Below are 16,321 nucleotides of genomic sequence, written 5' to 3'. Positions count from 1 at the left end.
GATGCCCGAAAGATCAAGCATCATTGCGGCAATGATGGTCCGGTTTTTAGAACTGGTTTTCAGGAAAAGGCGGCCAGGTGACGGGACTGAACGCAGCGAAGCAGGGCGCCCTGCAAGGTGTCAGGGTGCTCGACGTGACGCGGTTTTATTCCGGTCCGTTCGCCACCCTGATGCTGGCGGGCTTCGGCGCGGAGGTGATCCGGATCGACGAGCCCGGCCAGGGCGATCCGACCATGACCGGGCCACCCTTCCTCGGCAAGGGCGGCGTGTCGCTGGAGGGCCAGCACGACAGCGATCTCGGCATTGCCTATCTCAAGCGTTGCCGCGGCAAGAAATCCATCACGCTGAACATGCGCTCGCCGGAGGGCATGGACCTGTTTCGCGAGCTGCTGCGCAAGTCCGATATCCTCGTTGAGAACCTGCGGCCGGGCGCGGCGCGGCGCCTCGGGATCGACTACGAATCGAACCGCGCGGTCAACCCCGCCATCGTTCATTGCGCGCTGACCGGCTACGGCTCGACCGGCGAAGACCGCGGGCTGAAGGCCTATGATCTCATGATCCAGGCCGGCGCCGGCCTGATGAGCATCACGGGCGCGCCGGAGAGCCCGCCGAGCAAGGCGGGCACCGCGCTTGCCGACGGCATCACCGGAGCATTCGCGGTTTCCGGCATTCTCGCTGCGCTGATCGAGCAGCGTTCGTCGGGCCAGGGCCAGTTCGTCGACGTTTCCATGACGGACTGCCTGCTGTCGCTGGTCCTCGACGAGCCGCTGGATTGCTACGATCGTCTTGGGCTGGCGCCGCGCCAGGGCAACCGCATCATGCGGTTTTCGCCGTTCAACACCTATCCGACGAAGGACGGCACGGTCGCGATCGGCGCCGCCACCAATGAAGACTGGCTCGCGCTGCTGCGGGTCATGGACCGGATGGATCTCGCGCAAAGCGAGCAGTTCATGAGCACCGGCTGGCGGGTCAGCAACAACGCCGAGATCGACGCGATCGTCGAGGCGTGGACGAGTCGGCTGACGACGGCGGAAGCGATCGAGGCGCTCAACAGCAACGAGATCGCGGCGAGCCCGATCCGGGATTTCGCCGACATCCTGGCGTGGAAACATCTGCAGTCGCGCGACATGCTGCAGCCGCTGCAACACCCGACCGAACGACTGAACGACAAGGTCATAGGCGCCGGCTTCCCGATCAAGATGGGACGGACCCACAAGGGATACGCCGCGCCGGCGCCCTCGCTTGGCCAGGACAATCCCGAGATCTACGGCGAACTGCTCGGGCTTTCGGACGAGCGGATCGAGGAGCTGCGGGCTCGAAGCATCATCTAGTGCCCCGGTTCTGACATTCGCATCATTTTGCGGCGCCACGTTTGCGAATGTCAGAACCAAAGGGGCACTAGCAAATATAGGATTCTAGTGTGGCTTTGGCTCTGACGTTCCTTTGAAGAACATGCGGCGAAAGTGAAGGAACGTCGGAGCCGCCACACTAGATGCAGAACAAGAGGCGGTGGAATCACAACCGCCCGAACAGGGGAAGCGTCATGGCAAGCAAGGGAATTCTCGCGGCGACGGTGCTGTCGATCTGCATGGTGTCGGCGGTCGCAAGCCGCGCCGAGGATGCGTCGAAACCAGTCAGGATCGGCGTGCTGACCGACATGTCCGGCATGTATCGCGACATCATGGGGCCTGGCTCGGTGCTGGCGGCGAAGATGGCGGTGGAGGATTTCGGCGGCAGCGTGCTCGGCCGGCCGATCGAGATCGTGTCCGGCGATCATCAGGCCAAGGCCGATGTCGGTGCCGCGATTGCCAGGAACTGGTTCGACAATGGCGGCGCCGACGTCATCGTCGACGTCGCGCAGTCGGCCGTGGCGCTCGCCGTCCAGGAATTGGCGCGATCGCACAACAAGATCGTGATCCATGGCGTCACGGGAACACCCGCGATCACGCAGCAGGCCTGCGCGCCGACGGCGTTCTCCTGGTCGCTGAACGCCTACGCGATTTCCGCGCCGCTGCCGAAGCCGTTGATCGAGCGCGGCCTCGACAGCTTCTTCTTCCTGTCGGCCGACTATTCGTTCGGCAAGGCGATGGAGGATGCGGCGACCGGCGCCATCAAGGCGGCCGGCGGCAAGGTGGTCGGCTCGGTCCGCTTCCCGCAGAACAATCCGGACTTCAGCTCGTTCATTCTGCAGGCCGTCTCGTCCAAGGCGAAGGTGATGTGGCTGATCTCGGCGGCCGAAGACACCACCAACGCGCTGAAGCAGGCCAGGGAGTTCGGCGTCGCCCAGGGCGGCCAGCAGATTGTCGTGCCGCTGACCTACATCACCAACGTCCATGCGCTCGGTATCGAGAACGTACAGGGCCTGACCTTCGTCACGCCGTTCTACTGGAACCGCACGCCCGAAACGCGCGCGTGGTCGGAGCGCTTCTTCAAGCAGCGCGGCTCGATGCCGACCATGGATCATGCCGCAGTCTACTCGGGAACGCTGCACTACCTGCGTGCGGTGGCGGCGGCGAAAACGCTGGATGGTCCGACGGTCGCGAACGAGATGAGGAAGCTTCCCGTCAACGACATGTATGTGCACGACGGCTCGGTTCGTGCCGACGGCTGGCTGATGCACCCGTTCTACCTGGCAAGCATCAAGAAGCCGGACGAGGTGAAGGAGCCCTGGGACTACTACCGTCTCGAAAAGACCATTCCGGCGGAAGAGGCGGCGCTGCCCCTGTCGCAGAGCCGCTGCCCGCTGGTCGCCCAATCGGAATGACAAGGACAAGGGAGAGCAACATGCCGCGTGAAATTCTCAAGATGTATTCGGACTACAAGAGCCCCTACGCGTGGCTCGCGTTCGATCCGGTCTTCGACCTCGAAAGCAAATACGACATCCAGGTCAAGTGGCGGCCGTTCCAGCTCCGCATCAAGGGCTCGGGACAGCGCAGCGTCTATTCGGAATACAAGGTCAAGTATTCCTACATGGATGCAAGGCGCACCGCAAACGAGCGCGGCGACAAGAAGATCATCCGCGGCCCGCTGAAGATCTACGATACGGCGCCCGCGCTGATCGGCGGGCTGTTTGCCGAGAAGCAGGGCCGGCTGGTCGAATACAGCCGCCTTGTCTACGAGCTGTTCTTCAGGCGCGAGCTCGCCATCGATGAGGCCGATGCGATGCAGAATTTCATCGAATCGCTTGGCATGTCGGGTAGCGCATACCGGGCCTATCTCGAGGGCGATGGCCTGCGGGAATATGAGGAGGCACAGGCGGAGAGCCAGCAGGATCACGTATTCGGCGTTCCCATCTGCGTTTTCCGCGGCGAACAGTTTTGGGGCAACGATCGCGTGCCGATGCTGGAGCGACGCCTGCAGCAGGCCGGTCTTGCGCTGGCCCGCGAAAAGCAATCGGCCTGATCCACCAGCGCCGCGCAGGTTCACGCCGATGATCGATCTCTATTTCGCGCCGACGCCGAATGGCTGGAAGATCTCGATCATGCTCGAGGAGTGTGGGCTGCCCTACACCGTCGTGCCGGTGAACATTGCGCGCGGCGACCAGTTCAAGCCTGAGTTCCGCAAGCTCAGCCCCAACGGCAGGATTCCCGCGATCGTCGACCGCGATCCTGCCGACGGCGGCGCGCCGATGCAGATTTTTGAGTCGGGGGCGATCCTGCTCTATCTCGCGGAACGAAGTGGACGCCTTCTCCCGAGCGACGTCCGCGGCCGCCATCGCGTGCAGCAATGGCTGATGTGGCAGATGAGCGGGCTGGGGCCGATGCTCGGCCAGAACGGCCATTTTCTGCTCTACGCGCCGGAGAAGATCCCTTACGCGATCGCGCGCTACGGCGCCGAAGCGAAGCGGCTCTACGGCGTGCTCGACGCCCAGCTGGCCGAGACCGGTGCCTATGTCGCAGGTCACGACTATTCCATCGCCGACATCGCCTGCTTTCCCTGGGTGATGACCCACAAGGCGCAGGGTCTCGACCTCGATGGCCTGCCGCATGTCAGGCGCTGGTTCGCCGAGCTGCGGGCGCGCCCCCAGCTTCAAAAGGGACTGGCGCTCGGCCGGCATGCGGTGCGCAAGACCCTCGACGACAAAGCGCGGGAAAACCTGTTCGGCGCGAGACGCGAAGGTGCGGTGACGCCGAACGAGGCCAATCAGATCTAGCGACTGGACGATAGCGATGAACCTTCCTCCGAAAATGCTGAGCGGCTACCGCGTCCTCGACATCACGCAATTCGTCGCCGGCCCGACCTGCACGCGGCTATTGGCGGAAGCCGGCGCCGACGTCATCAAGGTGGAGCTGGCGCCATTCGGGGACCGGTCGCGCTTCCAGGGCCTGAAGCCGCGCGATCCCGCGTACAAGAACACGTCGCAGAGCACCTACTTCTTTCAGCAGAACCATTCGAAGCGGAGCCTTGCGCTGGACCTCAAGCACGAGAAGAGCCGCGCCATCCTGCGGCGGCTCGCGGCCGGCTGCGACGTCCTGGTCGAGAATTTCACGCCCGGCGTGATGAAGCGTGCGGGGCTCGGCTACGACGAGCTCAAGGCGATCAATCCGAAGCTGATCATGTGTTCGATCTCCTTTGCCGGACAGACCGGGCCGCTGAGCGACAAGCCGGGCTTCGACTACATCGCGCAGGCCTTTGCCGGCATCACCGGCGTGATCGGAGAGCCGGACGGCAAGCCGGCGCAGGTTCCGGTCGCGATCGGCGACGCGTCGACCGGCGTCGCGGCCGCCATGGCGGTCGGCTTCGCGCTGTTGCATCGCGAGCGTACCGGCGAGGGACAGTTCATCGAAGCCTCGCTGCTCGACACCTATTTCCACATGCATGAGGCGAACGTGCCGAAGGTCGCGCTGCGCGGCGATTCCTTCGTGCCGAAGCGGGAAGGGTCGCTGCATCCCAATGGCGGGCCGGTCGGCGTGTTCGACTGCGGCCGGGGCGAATTTCTCGTGATCTGCGCGCTGGCGCATCAATGGCCGCAGATGGTGCGCGCGCTCGGGCGTCCGGAGCTCGAGAACGATCCGCGCTTTGCGTCGGCGCGGGCGCGCAGCGACAACAACAAGGCTGTCGCCGAGATCGTCGAGGCGTGGCTGCAACGCTTCCCGTCGCGGGAGGCGGCCATTGCCGCGCTGGAGCAGGAGCGGATTCCCTGCGCGCCGGTTCTGACGCTGAACGACGCGATGGCGCAGCCGCATCTCGTCGAGCGCGGCACGGTGCGTCGGGTCGACGACCCGCAAATCGGTCAATTTGCCATTCCCGGCAACCCGGTGCGATTCTCGGCATGGCAGCCGAGCGACCAGCTCAAGGCCGATCTTCTCGGCCAGCACAACGAGGATATCCTGCGCGAGATCGGCCTGTCGGATGCGGAGATCGAGAATCTCTACGCCGAGAAGGTGCTGGTTCAGGATCGCGCCTTGCGGGCCGGCCGGGAGCGCGCCTGACGCCGGCGCCTGGCGCGTTCCCCGCATGCGCCGCGCGTCCTTACGGCGCCTCGTCGAGCTTGACGTTGCGGTTGTCGAGATCGGGCAGCTTGTCGGTGGGCTGCGGCGGGTGGACCTTGATGTCCTTGGCGTCGATGTCGATCACAGTTCGGTCTTCGCCCATCAGCATCGGCCCGTTGTAGCCGTTCTTGCGGATCTGCTGCACGATGAAATCGTCGCCGGCGCGGCCCGAAAGATCCTTCTTGACGATATGCGAGAGCACGGCGAGGCGAGGGGTCGCTTCAGAGAACGCGCGCGCCACCTGCTCGGGCGAGGCAAGCTTGGAGGCAACCGCGTTGCGCTGCTTTTCCGCGCCGGGCCGGGCGACCCAGGCGTCGCTGAATCCGACGACGTTATGCACCAGCAGATCGGCGCCCTTTGCGGCGGCGACGACGTTGGGGCTGTAGACGGTATCGCCTGACAGCACGACGACGCGCCCGCCATAGTCGATCCTGTAGCCGACGGCCGGATCGCCGTCGCCATGCGACACCTTGAAGGCGGTGACCTTCACGCCATTGCGGTCATAGACCGTGCCCTCGCCGATCTCCTCGGCCTTGATGTCCATGTATTCGATCTTGTTGAAGCCGTTGACGCCGCCGCGCTTCTCGACGTCGCTGAACATCTCGCGCATGCCCTTGACCATCTTCTGCGTCCCCGGCGGGCCCCAGATTTCCAGTGGTTGGTCGCGCGCGAGCAGGAACCACGGCGTGATCCACAGCGTCGGCAGGCCCTCGATATGGTCGTTGTGCAGGTGGGTGAGGAAGATCTTGGTGACCTCGCGCGGATTGACGCGGGACTCGTAAAGCCGCTGCACCACGCCGCGCCCGGCGTCGAACAGCAGCTTCTCACCGCCGGCCTCGACCAGCGTCGAATAGCCGAACCGGGTCGGATTGATCTCCGGGCCGCCGGTGCCGACCAGCGTCACCCGTACATGATCGTCGGCGCAGCGCGCCGGGGCCGCTGATGTCGCCGCGATTGCCAAAGCCGCGATGCCGATGGCGAAGGCCCGTGCGAAAGGCGCCATGTGTTTCCCCCATTCTCCCTATCAACCCAATGATAATACAAATTGGCGGAAGCCCGGCAAGATGCAGCAAGAGTTGTGGCTGGCGCGAGCTTCCCGCCGGGTCGGCGTTGCCGTTCGTGTCCGGACATGCGCGAAGCCTGCACTATCACCGCGTTGAATAGCGCGATTGCATCTTTCGATTAGACGCCCGCGCTTCGCGCATCATGCTGTCCGCAACAGCAGCGGACCGCCTTTGGCGGTTTCGGCCGGGGAGGGATGGATGCAGACGCCGTCGCGAAACGAGGTCATTTCAGTCAACGCGGGTGCGCGTCTCGACCGCCTGCCGATCGGCCGCTTCCATTGGCGCATGCTGGCGCTGATCGGCGCCGGCATGTTTCTGGACGCCTTCGATATCTACCTTGCGGGCGGCGTGCTCGGCGCGGTGCTGAAGGAAGGCTGGTCCACGCTCGAATTGAACGCGACCTTTGTCTCGGCGACCTTCGTCGGCATGACACTGGGCGCGTGGTTCTCCGGAATCCTCGGCGACCGCTATGGCCGTCGCTTCTCCTACCAGGTCAACCTCGCGATCTTCGGCCTTGCCTCGCTCGCCGCGGCGTTTGCCCCCTCGATGGGCTTTCTGATCGCCGCGCGCTTCGTGATCGGCATTGGGCTGGGCGCCGAGATCGTGGTCGGCTATGCGACCCTGACCGAATTCGTGCCGGCCGCCTCGCGCGGGCGCTGGATCGGGCTGCTCGCGGTCATCACCAATTTCTCGCTGTTCGCTTCCTCGATGGTCGGCCTGTGGGTGATTCCGGCATTCGGCTGGCGCGCGATGTTCGTCATCGTCGGCGTGCTCGCGATGGTGGTCTGGCTGGCACGCAAGTCGATGCCGGAATCGCCGCGCTGGCTCGCCGCGCACGGCCGCGCTGCGGAGGCGGAAGCCATTCTCGCCGACATCGAGGCGGAAGCCGCGCGCAAGGGCCCCTTGCCGGCAGTTGCGCCGGAGACCCGCAAGGAAGCCGAGGACGGCTCGGTGTGGCGGCTGTTCGCGCCGCCCTATCTTTCGCGCACGCTGCTCGGAAGTCTTCTTCATATCGTGGTCGGCTTCAGCCTGTACGGCTTCATCGGCTGGCTGCCGACCTTCCTGATCAAGGGCGGGCACAGCGTGGTGTCCTCGCTCGGCTACACCACCCTGATGTCGCTGGGCGGCCCGGTCGGCTCGCTGATCGGTCTCGTTCTCGCCGATCTGATCGGCCGCAAGGCCTCGATCGTCGGCTCCTCGCTCGCGGCGGCCGCGCTGGGCGTCGCCTATCCGTTCATGCCTGACGGGCCCGCGCTGGTTGCGGTCGGCTTCCTGCTGGTGAGCGCGATCTACGTGATGCTCGCCACCGGCTTTGCGATGCATGTGCCGGAATTGTTCCCGACCCGATATCGGCTGCGGGGCACGGCGATCTGCGCGACCGCCGGCCGCATCACCACGGCGCTGGTGCAGTTCGCGGTGGTCGCGATCTTCGCGTGGCAGGGACTGTTCGGCGTGCTGATGACGCTTGCCGGCGTCCTGGTGTTTCAGGCGGTGGTCTTCCTCTGCTTCGGCTTCGAGACCAAGGGCCGCGCGCTCGAAGAGGTCGCGGAGACCGCCGCCGGCGATCCGGCGGGCGCCGTGGTGCGCGGTGAGGAATCGGCCGCGCGGCTCGGCGCCTGAGCAAGCTCGGCGCAGACCCGGCGCAATTCCTCGCGCAGCCAGCGGTTTGCCTTGCTCTGGTCGTGGCGGCGATGCCAGTACATCATCCAGTGGAACGGCGCGGAGTGGAACGGCAGCTCCTTCATCCGCAGGTCCGCGTCCATCAAGGCGGTGGCGAGATGGCCCGGCATGACAGCCAGCAGGTCCGTGCGCTTCAACACATGCGGCACGAGCAGCCAGTGCGGCACGTTGAGCACGATCTTGCGCTGATGGCCGAGGCCCGCGAGCACGTCGTCGACGAAGCGGACGTCGGTCGGGCTCATCGAGACCTTCATGTGCTCATGCGCGATGAAGCGCGGCAGCGTCAGCGCTTCCTCGGCAGCCGGGTGGCCTGCATGCATCAGGCAGACCATGCGGTCCTGCAACAGCTTCTCCGCGCGGATCGCGTTGGAATGCTCCAGCCCCATGCTGACCGCGAGATCGACCTCGTCGCGCTCCAGCGCGTCGACGGTCTGCGTCGGCGGCAGGTGCAGGACGTTGTAGCCGATCCGCGTGCCGGCCGGCCGCCGCGCCAGCAGCAGCGGCAGGATCAGGCAGGCGAGGATGTCGGACATCCGCACCGTGAACAGGCGCTCCGACGTCGCGGGATCGAAGCCGGAATCGCTTTCCAGCACGCGCTCGACCTGGCGCAGCAATTGCCGCAGCGGCTCGACCAGTTCGGTGGCGCGCGGCGTCGGCTGCATGCCGGTCGCGGTGCGCACCAGAAGCTCGTCCTTGAACAGGCCGCGCAGCCGGCCGAGCGCATTGCTCATCGCGGGCTGGCTCAAGCCCACCCGCTCGGAAGCCTTGGTGACATGGCGCTCCGACAACAGGGCGTCGAGCGCGACCAGCAAATTGAGATCGATCGAGCGCAGGTTCATGCCATCATTGATAAGACAAATAATGAGAGATCACAAATCCATTTAGCAGATGGAGCCGTTCGCACTAGAAATGATCCCGTTCAGCCCAACCGGAGAGATATCCCGTGAGCCTTGAAACGATCAGGAAGGAAGTGAAAGTCTGCATGTTCGACCAGTACGGCACGGTGGTCGACATGCAGGGCGGCTTGACCGCGATCGCGACGCCGTTCCTTCAAGCAAAGGGCTGGAAGGGCGATCCCAACGCCTTCGTCACCTGGTGGCGCCGCACCCATTTCGAGAACTCGATGATCGACGCGCTGCTGCATCGCGCGCACACGCCGTATCGCGAGATCGGCCACCGCGCGGTCGCCCACGTCATGGACCGCGCCGGCATCAACTACACGATGGAGGAGGTGCGCAGCCTCGTCGGTGCGATCGAGAAGCTGAGGCCGTTTCCGGAGGTGCCCGAGGCGCTGGCGCGGCTGCAGACCAGATACAAGCTCGTCGTGCTCTCGAACGGCGATCCCGACATGCTGGAGACCGCGAAGGCCTATCACAAGATCCCGTTCGACCGCGTGATCTCGGTTGCCGAAGCCAATTCCTTCAAGCCGCATGTCGCGACCTACACGAGGGCGGCCGAGCTTCTTGGCCTGCCGCTCGACAAGATCCTGTTCGTCGCCAACCACGCCTTCGACTGCATCGGCGCCAAGTCGGCGGGTATGCGCACCGCCTTCATCGATCGCCGCAGCCGGCCGTTCGGCATCACGCCGCACCAGCCGGATATTCTCGTGCCGACGATGAAAGACCTCGCCGATGCGCTTCTCTGAGACGGAGGCGCTTTCCGGCATCAAGGTGCTGGACCTCTGCCGCGTCGTCTCGGGGCCGTTCGCGACCATGCATCTCGGCGATCTCGGCGCCGACGTCGTCAAGATCGAGGACCCCCGGCAGGGCGATGAAAGCCGCCGCTACGGCCCGCCGTTCATCGGCGGCGAAAGCGCCTATTTCCTTTCCGTCAACCGCAACAAGCGGAGCTGCGCGGTCGACCTCAAATCGTCTGCCGGTCGCGACGTGATCCTGGCGCTTGCCGGCGTCGCCGACGTCGTCATCGAGAACTTCAGGCCGGGCACGCTGGAGAAATGGGGGCTTGGCTTCGACGCCCTGCGTTCACGCAATCCGAAGCTGATCCTGTGCGGCATTTCGGGATTTGGCCGCAGCGGTCCCGACGCCGACCGTCCGGGCTACGATCTGATCCTGCAGGGCGAGTCCGGCGTGATGGACATCACCGGCGATCCGGATGGTCCGCCGATGAAGGTCGGCACCTCGATCGCCGATCTCGTCACCGGGCTTTACGCGTCGCAGGCCGTGCTCGCCGCCTTGATGCGGCGCGCGCGCTCGGGCGAGGGCGGCCGCGTCGACGTCTCGATGCTGGATGCGATGGCCTCGCTCCTGACCTTCAATGCCGGAATGTATTTCGCCAGCGGCGCAAGCCCGAAGCGGCGCGGCAACGTCCATCCGACCATCAGCCCTTATGAGCCGTTCCAGGCCAGCGATGGCTGGATCAATCTCGGCGTTGCCAACGACAAGTTCTGGAGCATCTTCTGCGGCGTGATCGGCCGCGAGGATCTCGCCTGCGATACGCGTTTCGACGCTGCGCCGAAGCGCGCCGCCAATCGGGCTGCGCTCGCCGCTGCGCTTGCGCCCGTCATGGCAACGCGGACGCGCAGCGAATGGCTTGCCGTGCTGCGCCGAGCCGGCATTCCCTGTGGCGCGATCCGCAGCGTCGGCGAAGTGTGCGAGGCCGAGCAGCTTGTCGCGCGCGGCATGGTGCAGACGGTGCAACATGCGGCGGCCGGCGCCGTGCGCTTCATTGCAAGACCGGTCCGTTTCGACGACGCGCCGCCGCCTGCTTCCGAGGCGCCGCCTCGGCTCGGCGAGCACACGGTCGAGGTGTTGTCGGAATGGTTGGGCTGGGACGCGCGGGAGCGGGAGCGATATGCCGCCGCCGGCGCGTTCGGCGCCTCAACGTCGCGGGTCGATTGAAGCCGGGGTTGTGCCGGGGCTATTTCGCCCCGGGCGCACGCCCATGCGATGGCGCGCGCGCCCCGGGCGCTCAGGTCGCTGCCGATCCGGCGCTTTTGACGAATCGAGCTGATGGAGCGGGCTTGACGCTCGCTCCCCCTCACTTGGTCTGATGCGGCGCTTCACATCTTCCGAGCATGGGCGTAGTGCCGTGCGACTCTCCGATGCGTCGGCACCGCCGCAAAGACACCGCTCCCCGCCAGCGCCATCGCGCTTGCCGGCCGGTCATGCGAGCCGACGCCCAGGCTTTGATAGAAAGCCTGATTGCCGGGCTCCTGGACGGCTTGCTGCGCCAGCGCCGGAGCTGCAAGGGCGACCGACAGGATGGCAGCCGCGCCGATCAGCGTGAGTCGTGTGGTCATCGTAACCTCCCATGTAGCCCCGAACCGATGCAAAGGGCTTGTGATGAAAGGACTGCGAAACAGGCCTCTCCATTCCCGTTTGCACGGACAGTTGAAAGCGCGACTGGCCGTGCCCGCGCCGATGATCAAGCCGCCGACGTCGCGCGTCGCGCCTGGTGCCCGGCTAGCGGTCGGGATTCCAGCATTCGCTGCCCGCGCCGGGAAGGACTTGCGAATGCCGGAATCAAGGGACCATCAAGGTCACTTGTGCCAGAGCGGCGATTTCGGCGCAGCCGTCTGCTCGTCCGGCCCCCAGAGGCGATAGGAGAGCTGCGCGAAGGCGCTGAAGCCCTTGGTGATCACGGGTCCGGGCGGCAATTGCGGCGTGCCGCCGGAGGCGTTGGCCGAGACCTCGTCGAGCGCCCAGAAGGTGAGCTGCGCCGGCCCGAAATTGTAGCCGAGCTCGGCGCCGACGGCGAAAAGGTTGTAGCGGTTGACGTTGATGGCGCCCTGATAGAACGCGCTGGAGCGATCGTCGGTCACCTGGCCTGCATAATACGCCACCGGGCCGACGGTCCATTTGCCGATCGACTTCGTCGCGGTGAACTCGGCGTGCAGGATATCGCCGCTGCGATACTTCGTGATGGTGTTCTCGGTGTTGATCTCGCCAAAGATGTTCGCGGTCAGGTTCCAGCCGTCCTTCAGGTAGGACACCACGAATTCCGGCATGAAGGTCCACCAGGGCGTGCCGACATTGCCGAGCCCGTTGATGCCGTTCTTGGTGCCGTCGGGCACATACATGCCGAGGCCGCTCTTGATGAAGAAGCCGGAGTTGCCGAGCTTCCAGCTCAATTCGATCGGTGCGATGAAGGTGTTGATCATGCCCGACGCCTCGCCGTTGATGGGACTGCCGGCAGCGAACATGCCGAACGGCAGCGCCCATGCCGCATCGTAGGTCGCGCCGAGAATTTCCCAGCCAGGCACCCAGACGAAGGCGCCCACCCCCACCGCGGAGGGAACGCCGGTCGTGGTGCCGCGCGGGTTGAGAACGTTGTTGCCGGGTCCGGTCAGGTTGGTCTGGTAGGTGTAGACCTGATCGATCATGTAGAGGCCGGGTGGCGGCGCGCCGGCCGTGCCGCCGCCGAGCGTGATGCCCGGCTTCTGTGCCCAGCCGGCCGAGCCGGCTTCATACGCGTAGGCGGGCGTCCATGCCATCGCTGCGACGCCTCCCCATGCAAGCAGTGCTTTGCTGAATCGCATTTGTTTCCTCGAGGTCTGCTGTTGTTTGACCAGCTGCGTCACGGAGTCGTGAGTTCTGGCTGAATGACGCAAGTCGCGTCGCGCGCGATCCAAGCAAGCGCAGGGACGAAATCCTGTTACTGCTTTGTCACAACGAAAGGTGGAACGCTTTGGCCGCGCTCACATCGCAGCGAGCCGTGAATGGCCGGCGCTTCGCGGCTGCAAAACAGCGCATCGTCGCGAACGCCGTGCAGCGGAAGGCGCACGCTGACCTGAAACAAAAGTGAGCCGTTGCGGGAATATCGGCAGCGATAATGATTCCTTTCACCGGAAGGAGAGACGACGAAGCGACCGATCGCAACCACCCAGCATCCGCCGGCCCGCCGCTTCAGCCGGCCCTTGAAAAACCTCCAAGCTGAGTCTCAGTCATGCCCGGCTGGGACTCTTTGGCGTGTCCGCGTTCGCGGCCGCCGTCTGCCCTGATCGCTAGCCGCCGCGAGCGGCGGCACGCGCGCCCTCTGCGGCGATTTTCGTTCACGGCAATGAGATTGCAACCGCAGGAATAATCCTGCGCCTGCGTCAGTCGGGCTTGCACCGAACACACTGTTCGCGCGCCGATAGACATCCATGCAGGTCATGCGCCGAGAGACACGCTCCGCTGAACGACTCGAATGGGATACGCGCGCCAGCGAGGCCCTGGAACAGGCGCGGCAAATGCCGCCGGGTCCGCAGCGCAACGAGGCGCTGAAGGAGGCAAGCCGGCTGCGATGCTCCGCGGATGCGCGCGGGCTGGTGTTCGCCAAGCGCGGACGGCCGCCGAAGTAAGCTCGCGGCCATCGTGGAAAGGCGAGGCCGGCTAGCGCTCGTGGCGACGCAGCAAGTCCAGCGTCAGCGCGTTGAACGCCTCGCGACGCTCGATCATCGGCACATGGCCGACGCGTTTGAAGCAATGGATTTGACTATCCGGGATCGCCGCGGCCATGGGACAGCACCCAGGCCATCGCGCGGAGACGGAGAGCGCCGCTGCGCTCGCCTTACTTGCGCTTCGCCCGCTTGCCCTGGTCGAACATCACTGGCGGCACCGCGCGGTTGACGACGTCGCGCATCGCGAAGCTCGACTGGATGCGCGACACCCGCGGCAGCCGCGACAACTCGGTGCGGTGGATGCGCTCGAAGTCCTGGATGTCGCGCGCCAGCACGATCGCGATGTAGTCGTCGCTGCCCGACATCAGGAAGCAGCGGATCACGGACGGGCACTTGAGCACGCCGGCCTCGAACGAGCGCAGCGCCTCGTCGCTCTGGCTTTCCAGGGCGATCCGCACCAGCACCGTCGTGCTCAGGCCCATGCGGTCGAGGTCGAGCACCGCCTGGTAGCCGCGGATGTAGCCCTCGTCCTCCAGCGTCTTCTGCCGCCGCGCGATCGCCGTGCTCGACAGGCCGACCCGTTCGGCGAGGTCAACCTGGCTGACGCGCGCGTTGGTGGACAGCTCCTCGAGAATCAGGGTGTCGATGCGGTCGAGCTCCATGATCAAATTCCTGCGTCAATACGCGCATTCAATTGAAATTCTAGCGCTAATGGCCACGTCATAGCGCAAGAATGCACAGAATCAAAACAAATCGGGTGGTAAACCAGTGCCAACAAGAACCGACGGAGGATGCTCATGCGGGTAGGTGTTCCCAGGGAAATCAAGACCCACGAATATCGCGTCGGCCTCACGCCGGGAGCGGTGCGCGAATATGTCCGCGCTGGCAACGCTGTCCTGGTCGAGAAGGGCGCCGGCGCAGGCATCGGCGCCGCCGATGACACCTACCGCAAGGCCGGTGCCACCATCGCCGACACTGCCGACGAGATTTTCGCCCAGGCCGACATGATCGTGAAGGTCAAGGAGCCGCAGGCCAGCGAATGGACCAAGCTGCGCGAGGGCCAGATCCTCTTCACCTATCTGCATCTGGCGCCGGATCCGGCGCAGACCCGGGGCCTGTTGGCATCCGGTTGCACGGCCGTGGCCTATGAAACGGTGACGGACCCCAAAGGCGGCCTGCCTCTGCTCGCGCCGATGAGCGAGGTTGCGGGCCGGCTTTCGATCGAGGCGGCCGGCAGCGCGTTGCAGCGCCATGCCGGCGGCCGCGGCCTTTTGATCGGCGGCGTGCCGGGCGTGCCGCCGGCGAAGATCGCCGTGATTGGCGGCGGCGTGGTCGGCACCCATGCGGCGCGCATGGCGGTCGGCCTCGGCGGCGAGGTCACGGTGCTCGACCGCTCGATCCCGCGGCTGCGCGAGCTCGACGATCTCTTTGCCGGCCGCGTCCGTACCCGCTTCGCCACGATAGAGGCGATCGAGGACGAGGTGTTCTCCGCCGACGTCGTGATCGGCGCCGTGCTGGTTCCAGGCGCGAGCGCGCCGAAACTCGTCACGCGCGAGATGCTCAAGTCGATGAAGCCGGCCGCCGTCGTCGTCGACGTCGCGATCGACCAGGGCGGCTGTTTCGAGACCTCGCACGCCACCACCCATGACGCGCCGACCTATGTCTGCGAGGGCGTGGTGCATTACTGCGTCGCCAACATGCCGGGCGCGGTTCCGCTCACCTCGAGCCATGCGCTCAACAACGCGACGCTGCCGTTCGGGCTCGCGCTCGCAGGCAAGGGCATCGCCGCGATCGCGGAAGACCCGCATCTGCGCGCCGGCCTCAACGTCCACCGGGGACGGCTGACCTCGAGGGCGGTGGCCGAGAGCCAGGGGCTTTCCTACGTGGCGCCGGAAACCATCGCGGCCTGACACCGAATCCTATTCCGTTTACCTCCCTGACTTGGGCCGCCCTCGAGGCGGCCCGATTTTTTTTAACGAAGCGGCGCCCGCGCCTGCAGAATTGCAGGCCGCCCTGCATGATTGCGGCGTGAATGCGCCGCAGCTTTCTTCATGATGCCGGACGCCGCTTTCCGGAGATATCGAAATGACCGCCAGGACACTGCTTGAACTCGCCGGCGCCAACCTCAGGCCCGCCGGCCTCGACGATGCCGCGCTGGTCCTGATCGACCTGCAGAACGAATATCTCGCGGGCCCGCTGGCGCTGCCGGATGCGCCAAGGGCCGTCGACCATGTGGCTCGGCTGCTGGCGCGCGCCCGCGCTGCCGGCACGCCGGTTGTGCATGTCGCGCACAAGGGCCGGGCCGGCGGCATGTTCGACCGCGAGGGCCCGCGCGGCCAGATCGTGCAGGCGCTTGTCCCGATCACGGGCGAGGCGGTGGTCGAGAAGGCGCTGCCCAATGCGTTCGCCGGCACGCAATTGCAGGAAGTGCTGGCCGGAAGCGGGCGCAAGAACCTGCTTCTGGTCGGCTTCATGACGCATATGTGCGTGAGCTCGACGGCGCGTGCCGCGCTCGATCTCGGCTTCATGACCACGATCGAGGCTGACGGCTGTGCCACCCGCGACCTTCCCGACGGCCGCGGCGGCGTGATCGCCGCCGCCACGATTCATGACGTGGCGCTGGCGGAACTGTCAGACCGCTTTGCCATCATCGTGCGCGGCGCGGGAGCATGATCCGGAAAAGCGGACGCCGGGTTTTCGAAAGCGATCATGCTCGAGACGACAAGCCAGGGCGGCGAAGGCCG

Annotated in this window: 17 protein-coding genes and 1 pseudogene; 11 read left to right on the top strand and 7 right to left on the bottom strand. The window is 65.6% G+C overall.

Annotated elements, in window-relative coordinates; genetic code table 11:
- The first annotated feature begins 77 nt into the window (after window positions 1-77).
- The 5 genes from QOU61_RS32630 (at window position 78) to QOU61_RS32610 (ending at window position 5,432) form a co-directional block, all read left to right on the top strand.
- A complete protein-coding gene (locus tag QOU61_RS32630; RefSeq protein WP_289655290.1) occupies window positions 78-1,331 on the top strand; it encodes a CaiB/BaiF CoA transferase family protein in 1,254 nt (417 codons plus the stop codon).
- Between the two features lie 212 nt (window positions 1,332-1,543).
- Window positions 1,544-2,764 (top strand): ABC transporter substrate-binding protein, encoded by a 1,221-nt coding sequence (locus QOU61_RS32625; protein ID WP_289655289.1) that lies wholly within the window; start codon window positions 1,544-1,546, stop codon window positions 2,762-2,764.
- Window positions 2,765-2,784: 20 nt separating this feature from the next.
- Window positions 2,785-3,402 carry a DsbA family protein gene (locus QOU61_RS32620; RefSeq protein WP_289655288.1) on the top strand — a complete coding sequence of 206 codons (618 nt, stop codon included), beginning with the start codon at window positions 2,785-2,787 and terminating at the stop codon, window positions 3,400-3,402.
- Window positions 3,403-3,430: 28 nt separating this feature from the next.
- Window positions 3,431-4,153, top strand: coding sequence for a glutathione S-transferase N-terminal domain-containing protein (locus QOU61_RS32615; RefSeq protein ID WP_289655287.1), 723 nt, complete (start codon window positions 3,431-3,433; stop codon window positions 4,151-4,153).
- A 16-nt stretch (window positions 4,154-4,169) separates the two neighbouring features.
- A complete protein-coding gene (locus QOU61_RS32610; protein ID WP_289655286.1) occupies window positions 4,170-5,432 on the top strand; it encodes a CaiB/BaiF CoA transferase family protein in 1,263 nt (420 codons plus the stop codon).
- A gap of 40 nt (window positions 5,433-5,472) precedes the next feature.
- On the opposite strand, the gene QOU61_RS32605 is transcribed toward QOU61_RS32610, so the two are convergent.
- Window positions 5,473-6,495: an MBL fold metallo-hydrolase gene (locus QOU61_RS32605; protein ID WP_289655285.1), complete on the bottom strand. Its 1,023-nt coding sequence runs from the start codon at window positions 6,493-6,495 to the stop codon at window positions 5,473-5,475.
- 259 nt (window positions 6,496-6,754) lie between these two features.
- Between QOU61_RS32605 and QOU61_RS32600 the strand changes: the two genes are divergently transcribed.
- Complete coding sequence (locus QOU61_RS32600) at window positions 6,755-8,176, top strand: MFS transporter (protein ID WP_289655284.1); 1,422 nt, start codon at window positions 6,755-6,757, stop codon at window positions 8,174-8,176.
- Between the two features lie 71 nt (window positions 8,177-8,247).
- Here QOU61_RS32600 and QOU61_RS32595 read toward each other — a convergent pair.
- Window positions 8,248-9,075: pseudogene (locus QOU61_RS32595) on the bottom strand (LysR substrate-binding domain-containing protein); the annotation flags it as partial.
- A gap of 104 nt (window positions 9,076-9,179) precedes the next feature.
- On the opposite strand from QOU61_RS32595, the gene QOU61_RS32590 reads away from it, so the two are divergent.
- Both QOU61_RS32590 and QOU61_RS32585 read left to right on the top strand, forming a co-directional pair.
- Entirely contained in the window at window positions 9,180-9,881 is a 702-nt protein-coding gene (locus tag QOU61_RS32590) for a haloacid dehalogenase type II (protein WP_289655283.1), read from the top strand.
- Entirely contained in the window at window positions 9,868-11,094 is a 1,227-nt protein-coding gene (locus QOU61_RS32585; RefSeq protein ID WP_289655282.1) for a CaiB/BaiF CoA transferase family protein, read from the top strand. The genes QOU61_RS32590 and QOU61_RS32585 overlap by 14 nt, the downstream gene beginning before the upstream one ends.
- Before the next feature lie 161 nt (window positions 11,095-11,255).
- On the opposite strand, the gene QOU61_RS32580 is transcribed toward QOU61_RS32585, so the two are convergent.
- From QOU61_RS32580 to QOU61_RS32570, 3 genes are all read right to left on the bottom strand, one after another.
- On the bottom strand, window positions 11,256-11,495 hold the full coding sequence (locus QOU61_RS32580; RefSeq protein WP_289655281.1) for a hypothetical protein: 240 nt from the start codon (window positions 11,493-11,495) through the stop codon (window positions 11,256-11,258).
- Between the two features lie 240 nt (window positions 11,496-11,735).
- Window positions 11,736-12,689, bottom strand: coding sequence for a SphA family protein (locus QOU61_RS32575; RefSeq protein ID WP_289655280.1), 954 nt, complete (start codon window positions 12,687-12,689; stop codon window positions 11,736-11,738).
- 161 nt (window positions 12,690-12,850) lie between these two features.
- Window positions 12,851-13,078 (bottom strand): hypothetical protein, encoded by a 228-nt coding sequence (locus tag QOU61_RS32570; RefSeq protein WP_289655279.1) that lies wholly within the window; start codon window positions 13,076-13,078, stop codon window positions 12,851-12,853.
- Window positions 13,079-13,340: 262 nt separating this feature from the next.
- Here QOU61_RS32570 and QOU61_RS32565 point away from each other — a divergent pair, with 262 nt between their 5' ends.
- The gene (locus QOU61_RS32565; RefSeq protein ID WP_289655278.1) at window positions 13,341-13,538 is read left to right on the top strand and encodes a hypothetical protein; all 198 of its coding nucleotides are present in this window, start codon (window positions 13,341-13,343) and stop codon (window positions 13,536-13,538) included.
- 31 nt (window positions 13,539-13,569) lie between these two features.
- On the opposite strand, the gene QOU61_RS32560 is transcribed toward QOU61_RS32565, so the two are convergent.
- Both QOU61_RS32560 and QOU61_RS32555 read right to left on the bottom strand, forming a co-directional pair.
- Complete coding sequence (locus QOU61_RS32560; RefSeq protein ID WP_289655277.1) at window positions 13,570-13,695, bottom strand: alpha/beta fold hydrolase; 126 nt, start codon at window positions 13,693-13,695, stop codon at window positions 13,570-13,572.
- Between the two features lie 52 nt (window positions 13,696-13,747).
- A complete protein-coding gene (locus QOU61_RS32555) occupies window positions 13,748-14,239 on the bottom strand; it encodes an Lrp/AsnC family transcriptional regulator (RefSeq protein WP_289655276.1) in 492 nt (163 codons plus the stop codon).
- 135 nt (window positions 14,240-14,374) lie between these two features.
- On the opposite strand from QOU61_RS32555, the gene ald reads away from it, so the two are divergent.
- Both ald and QOU61_RS32545 read left to right on the top strand, forming a co-directional pair.
- The gene (ald, locus tag QOU61_RS32550) at window positions 14,375-15,487 is read left to right on the top strand and encodes an alanine dehydrogenase (protein WP_289655275.1); all 1,113 of its coding nucleotides are present in this window, start codon (window positions 14,375-14,377) and stop codon (window positions 15,485-15,487) included.
- 175 nt (window positions 15,488-15,662) lie between these two features.
- Window positions 15,663-16,250, top strand: a complete 588-nt coding sequence (locus QOU61_RS32545) for a cysteine hydrolase family protein (RefSeq protein ID WP_289655274.1) — start codon at window positions 15,663-15,665, stop codon at window positions 16,248-16,250.
- The last annotated feature ends 71 nt before the right edge of the window (window positions 16,251-16,321 follow it).

Origin of the sequence: Bradyrhizobium sp. NP1 (assembly GCF_030378205.1) — a bacterium.
In the GTDB taxonomy this organism is placed as follows: Bacteria; Pseudomonadota; Alphaproteobacteria; order Rhizobiales; family Xanthobacteraceae; genus Bradyrhizobium.
This window is presented reverse-complemented; position numbering and strand designations above follow the sequence as displayed.

Coding starts and splice junctions, on each gene's coding strand:
- QOU61_RS32625 (WP_289655289.1), top strand. CDS start 1,544: ATGGCAAGCAAGGGAATTCTCGCGGCGACGGTGCTGTCGATCTGCATG.
- QOU61_RS32620 (WP_289655288.1), top strand. CDS start 2,785: ATGCCGCGTGAAATTCTCAAGATGTATTCGGACTACAAGAGCCCCTAC.
- QOU61_RS32615 (WP_289655287.1), top strand. CDS start 3,431: ATGATCGATCTCTATTTCGCGCCGACGCCGAATGGCTGGAAGATCTCG.
- QOU61_RS32610 (WP_289655286.1), top strand. CDS start 4,170: ATGAACCTTCCTCCGAAAATGCTGAGCGGCTACCGCGTCCTCGACATC.
- QOU61_RS32605 (WP_289655285.1), bottom strand. CDS start 6,495: ATGGCGCCTTTCGCACGGGCCTTCGCCATCGGCATCGCGGCTTTGGCA.
- QOU61_RS32600 (WP_289655284.1), top strand. CDS start 6,755: ATGCAGACGCCGTCGCGAAACGAGGTCATTTCAGTCAACGCGGGTGCG.
- QOU61_RS32585 (WP_289655282.1), top strand. CDS start 9,868: ATGCGCTTCTCTGAGACGGAGGCGCTTTCCGGCATCAAGGTGCTGGAC.
- QOU61_RS32580 (WP_289655281.1), bottom strand. CDS start 11,495: ATGACCACACGACTCACGCTGATCGGCGCGGCTGCCATCCTGTCGGTC.
- QOU61_RS32575 (WP_289655280.1), bottom strand. CDS start 12,689: ATGGCATGGACGCCCGCCTACGCGTATGAAGCCGGCTCGGCCGGCTGG.
- QOU61_RS32565 (WP_289655278.1), top strand. CDS start 13,341: ATGCAGGTCATGCGCCGAGAGACACGCTCCGCTGAACGACTCGAATGG.
- QOU61_RS32560 (WP_289655277.1), bottom strand. CDS start 13,695: ATGGCCGCGGCGATCCCGGATAGTCAAATCCATTGCTTCAAACGCGTC.
- QOU61_RS32555 (WP_289655276.1), bottom strand. CDS start 14,239: ATGGAGCTCGACCGCATCGACACCCTGATTCTCGAGGAGCTGTCCACC.
- ald (WP_289655275.1), top strand. CDS start 14,375: ATGCGGGTAGGTGTTCCCAGGGAAATCAAGACCCACGAATATCGCGTC.
- QOU61_RS32545 (WP_289655274.1), top strand. CDS start 15,663: ATGACCGCCAGGACACTGCTTGAACTCGCCGGCGCCAACCTCAGGCCC.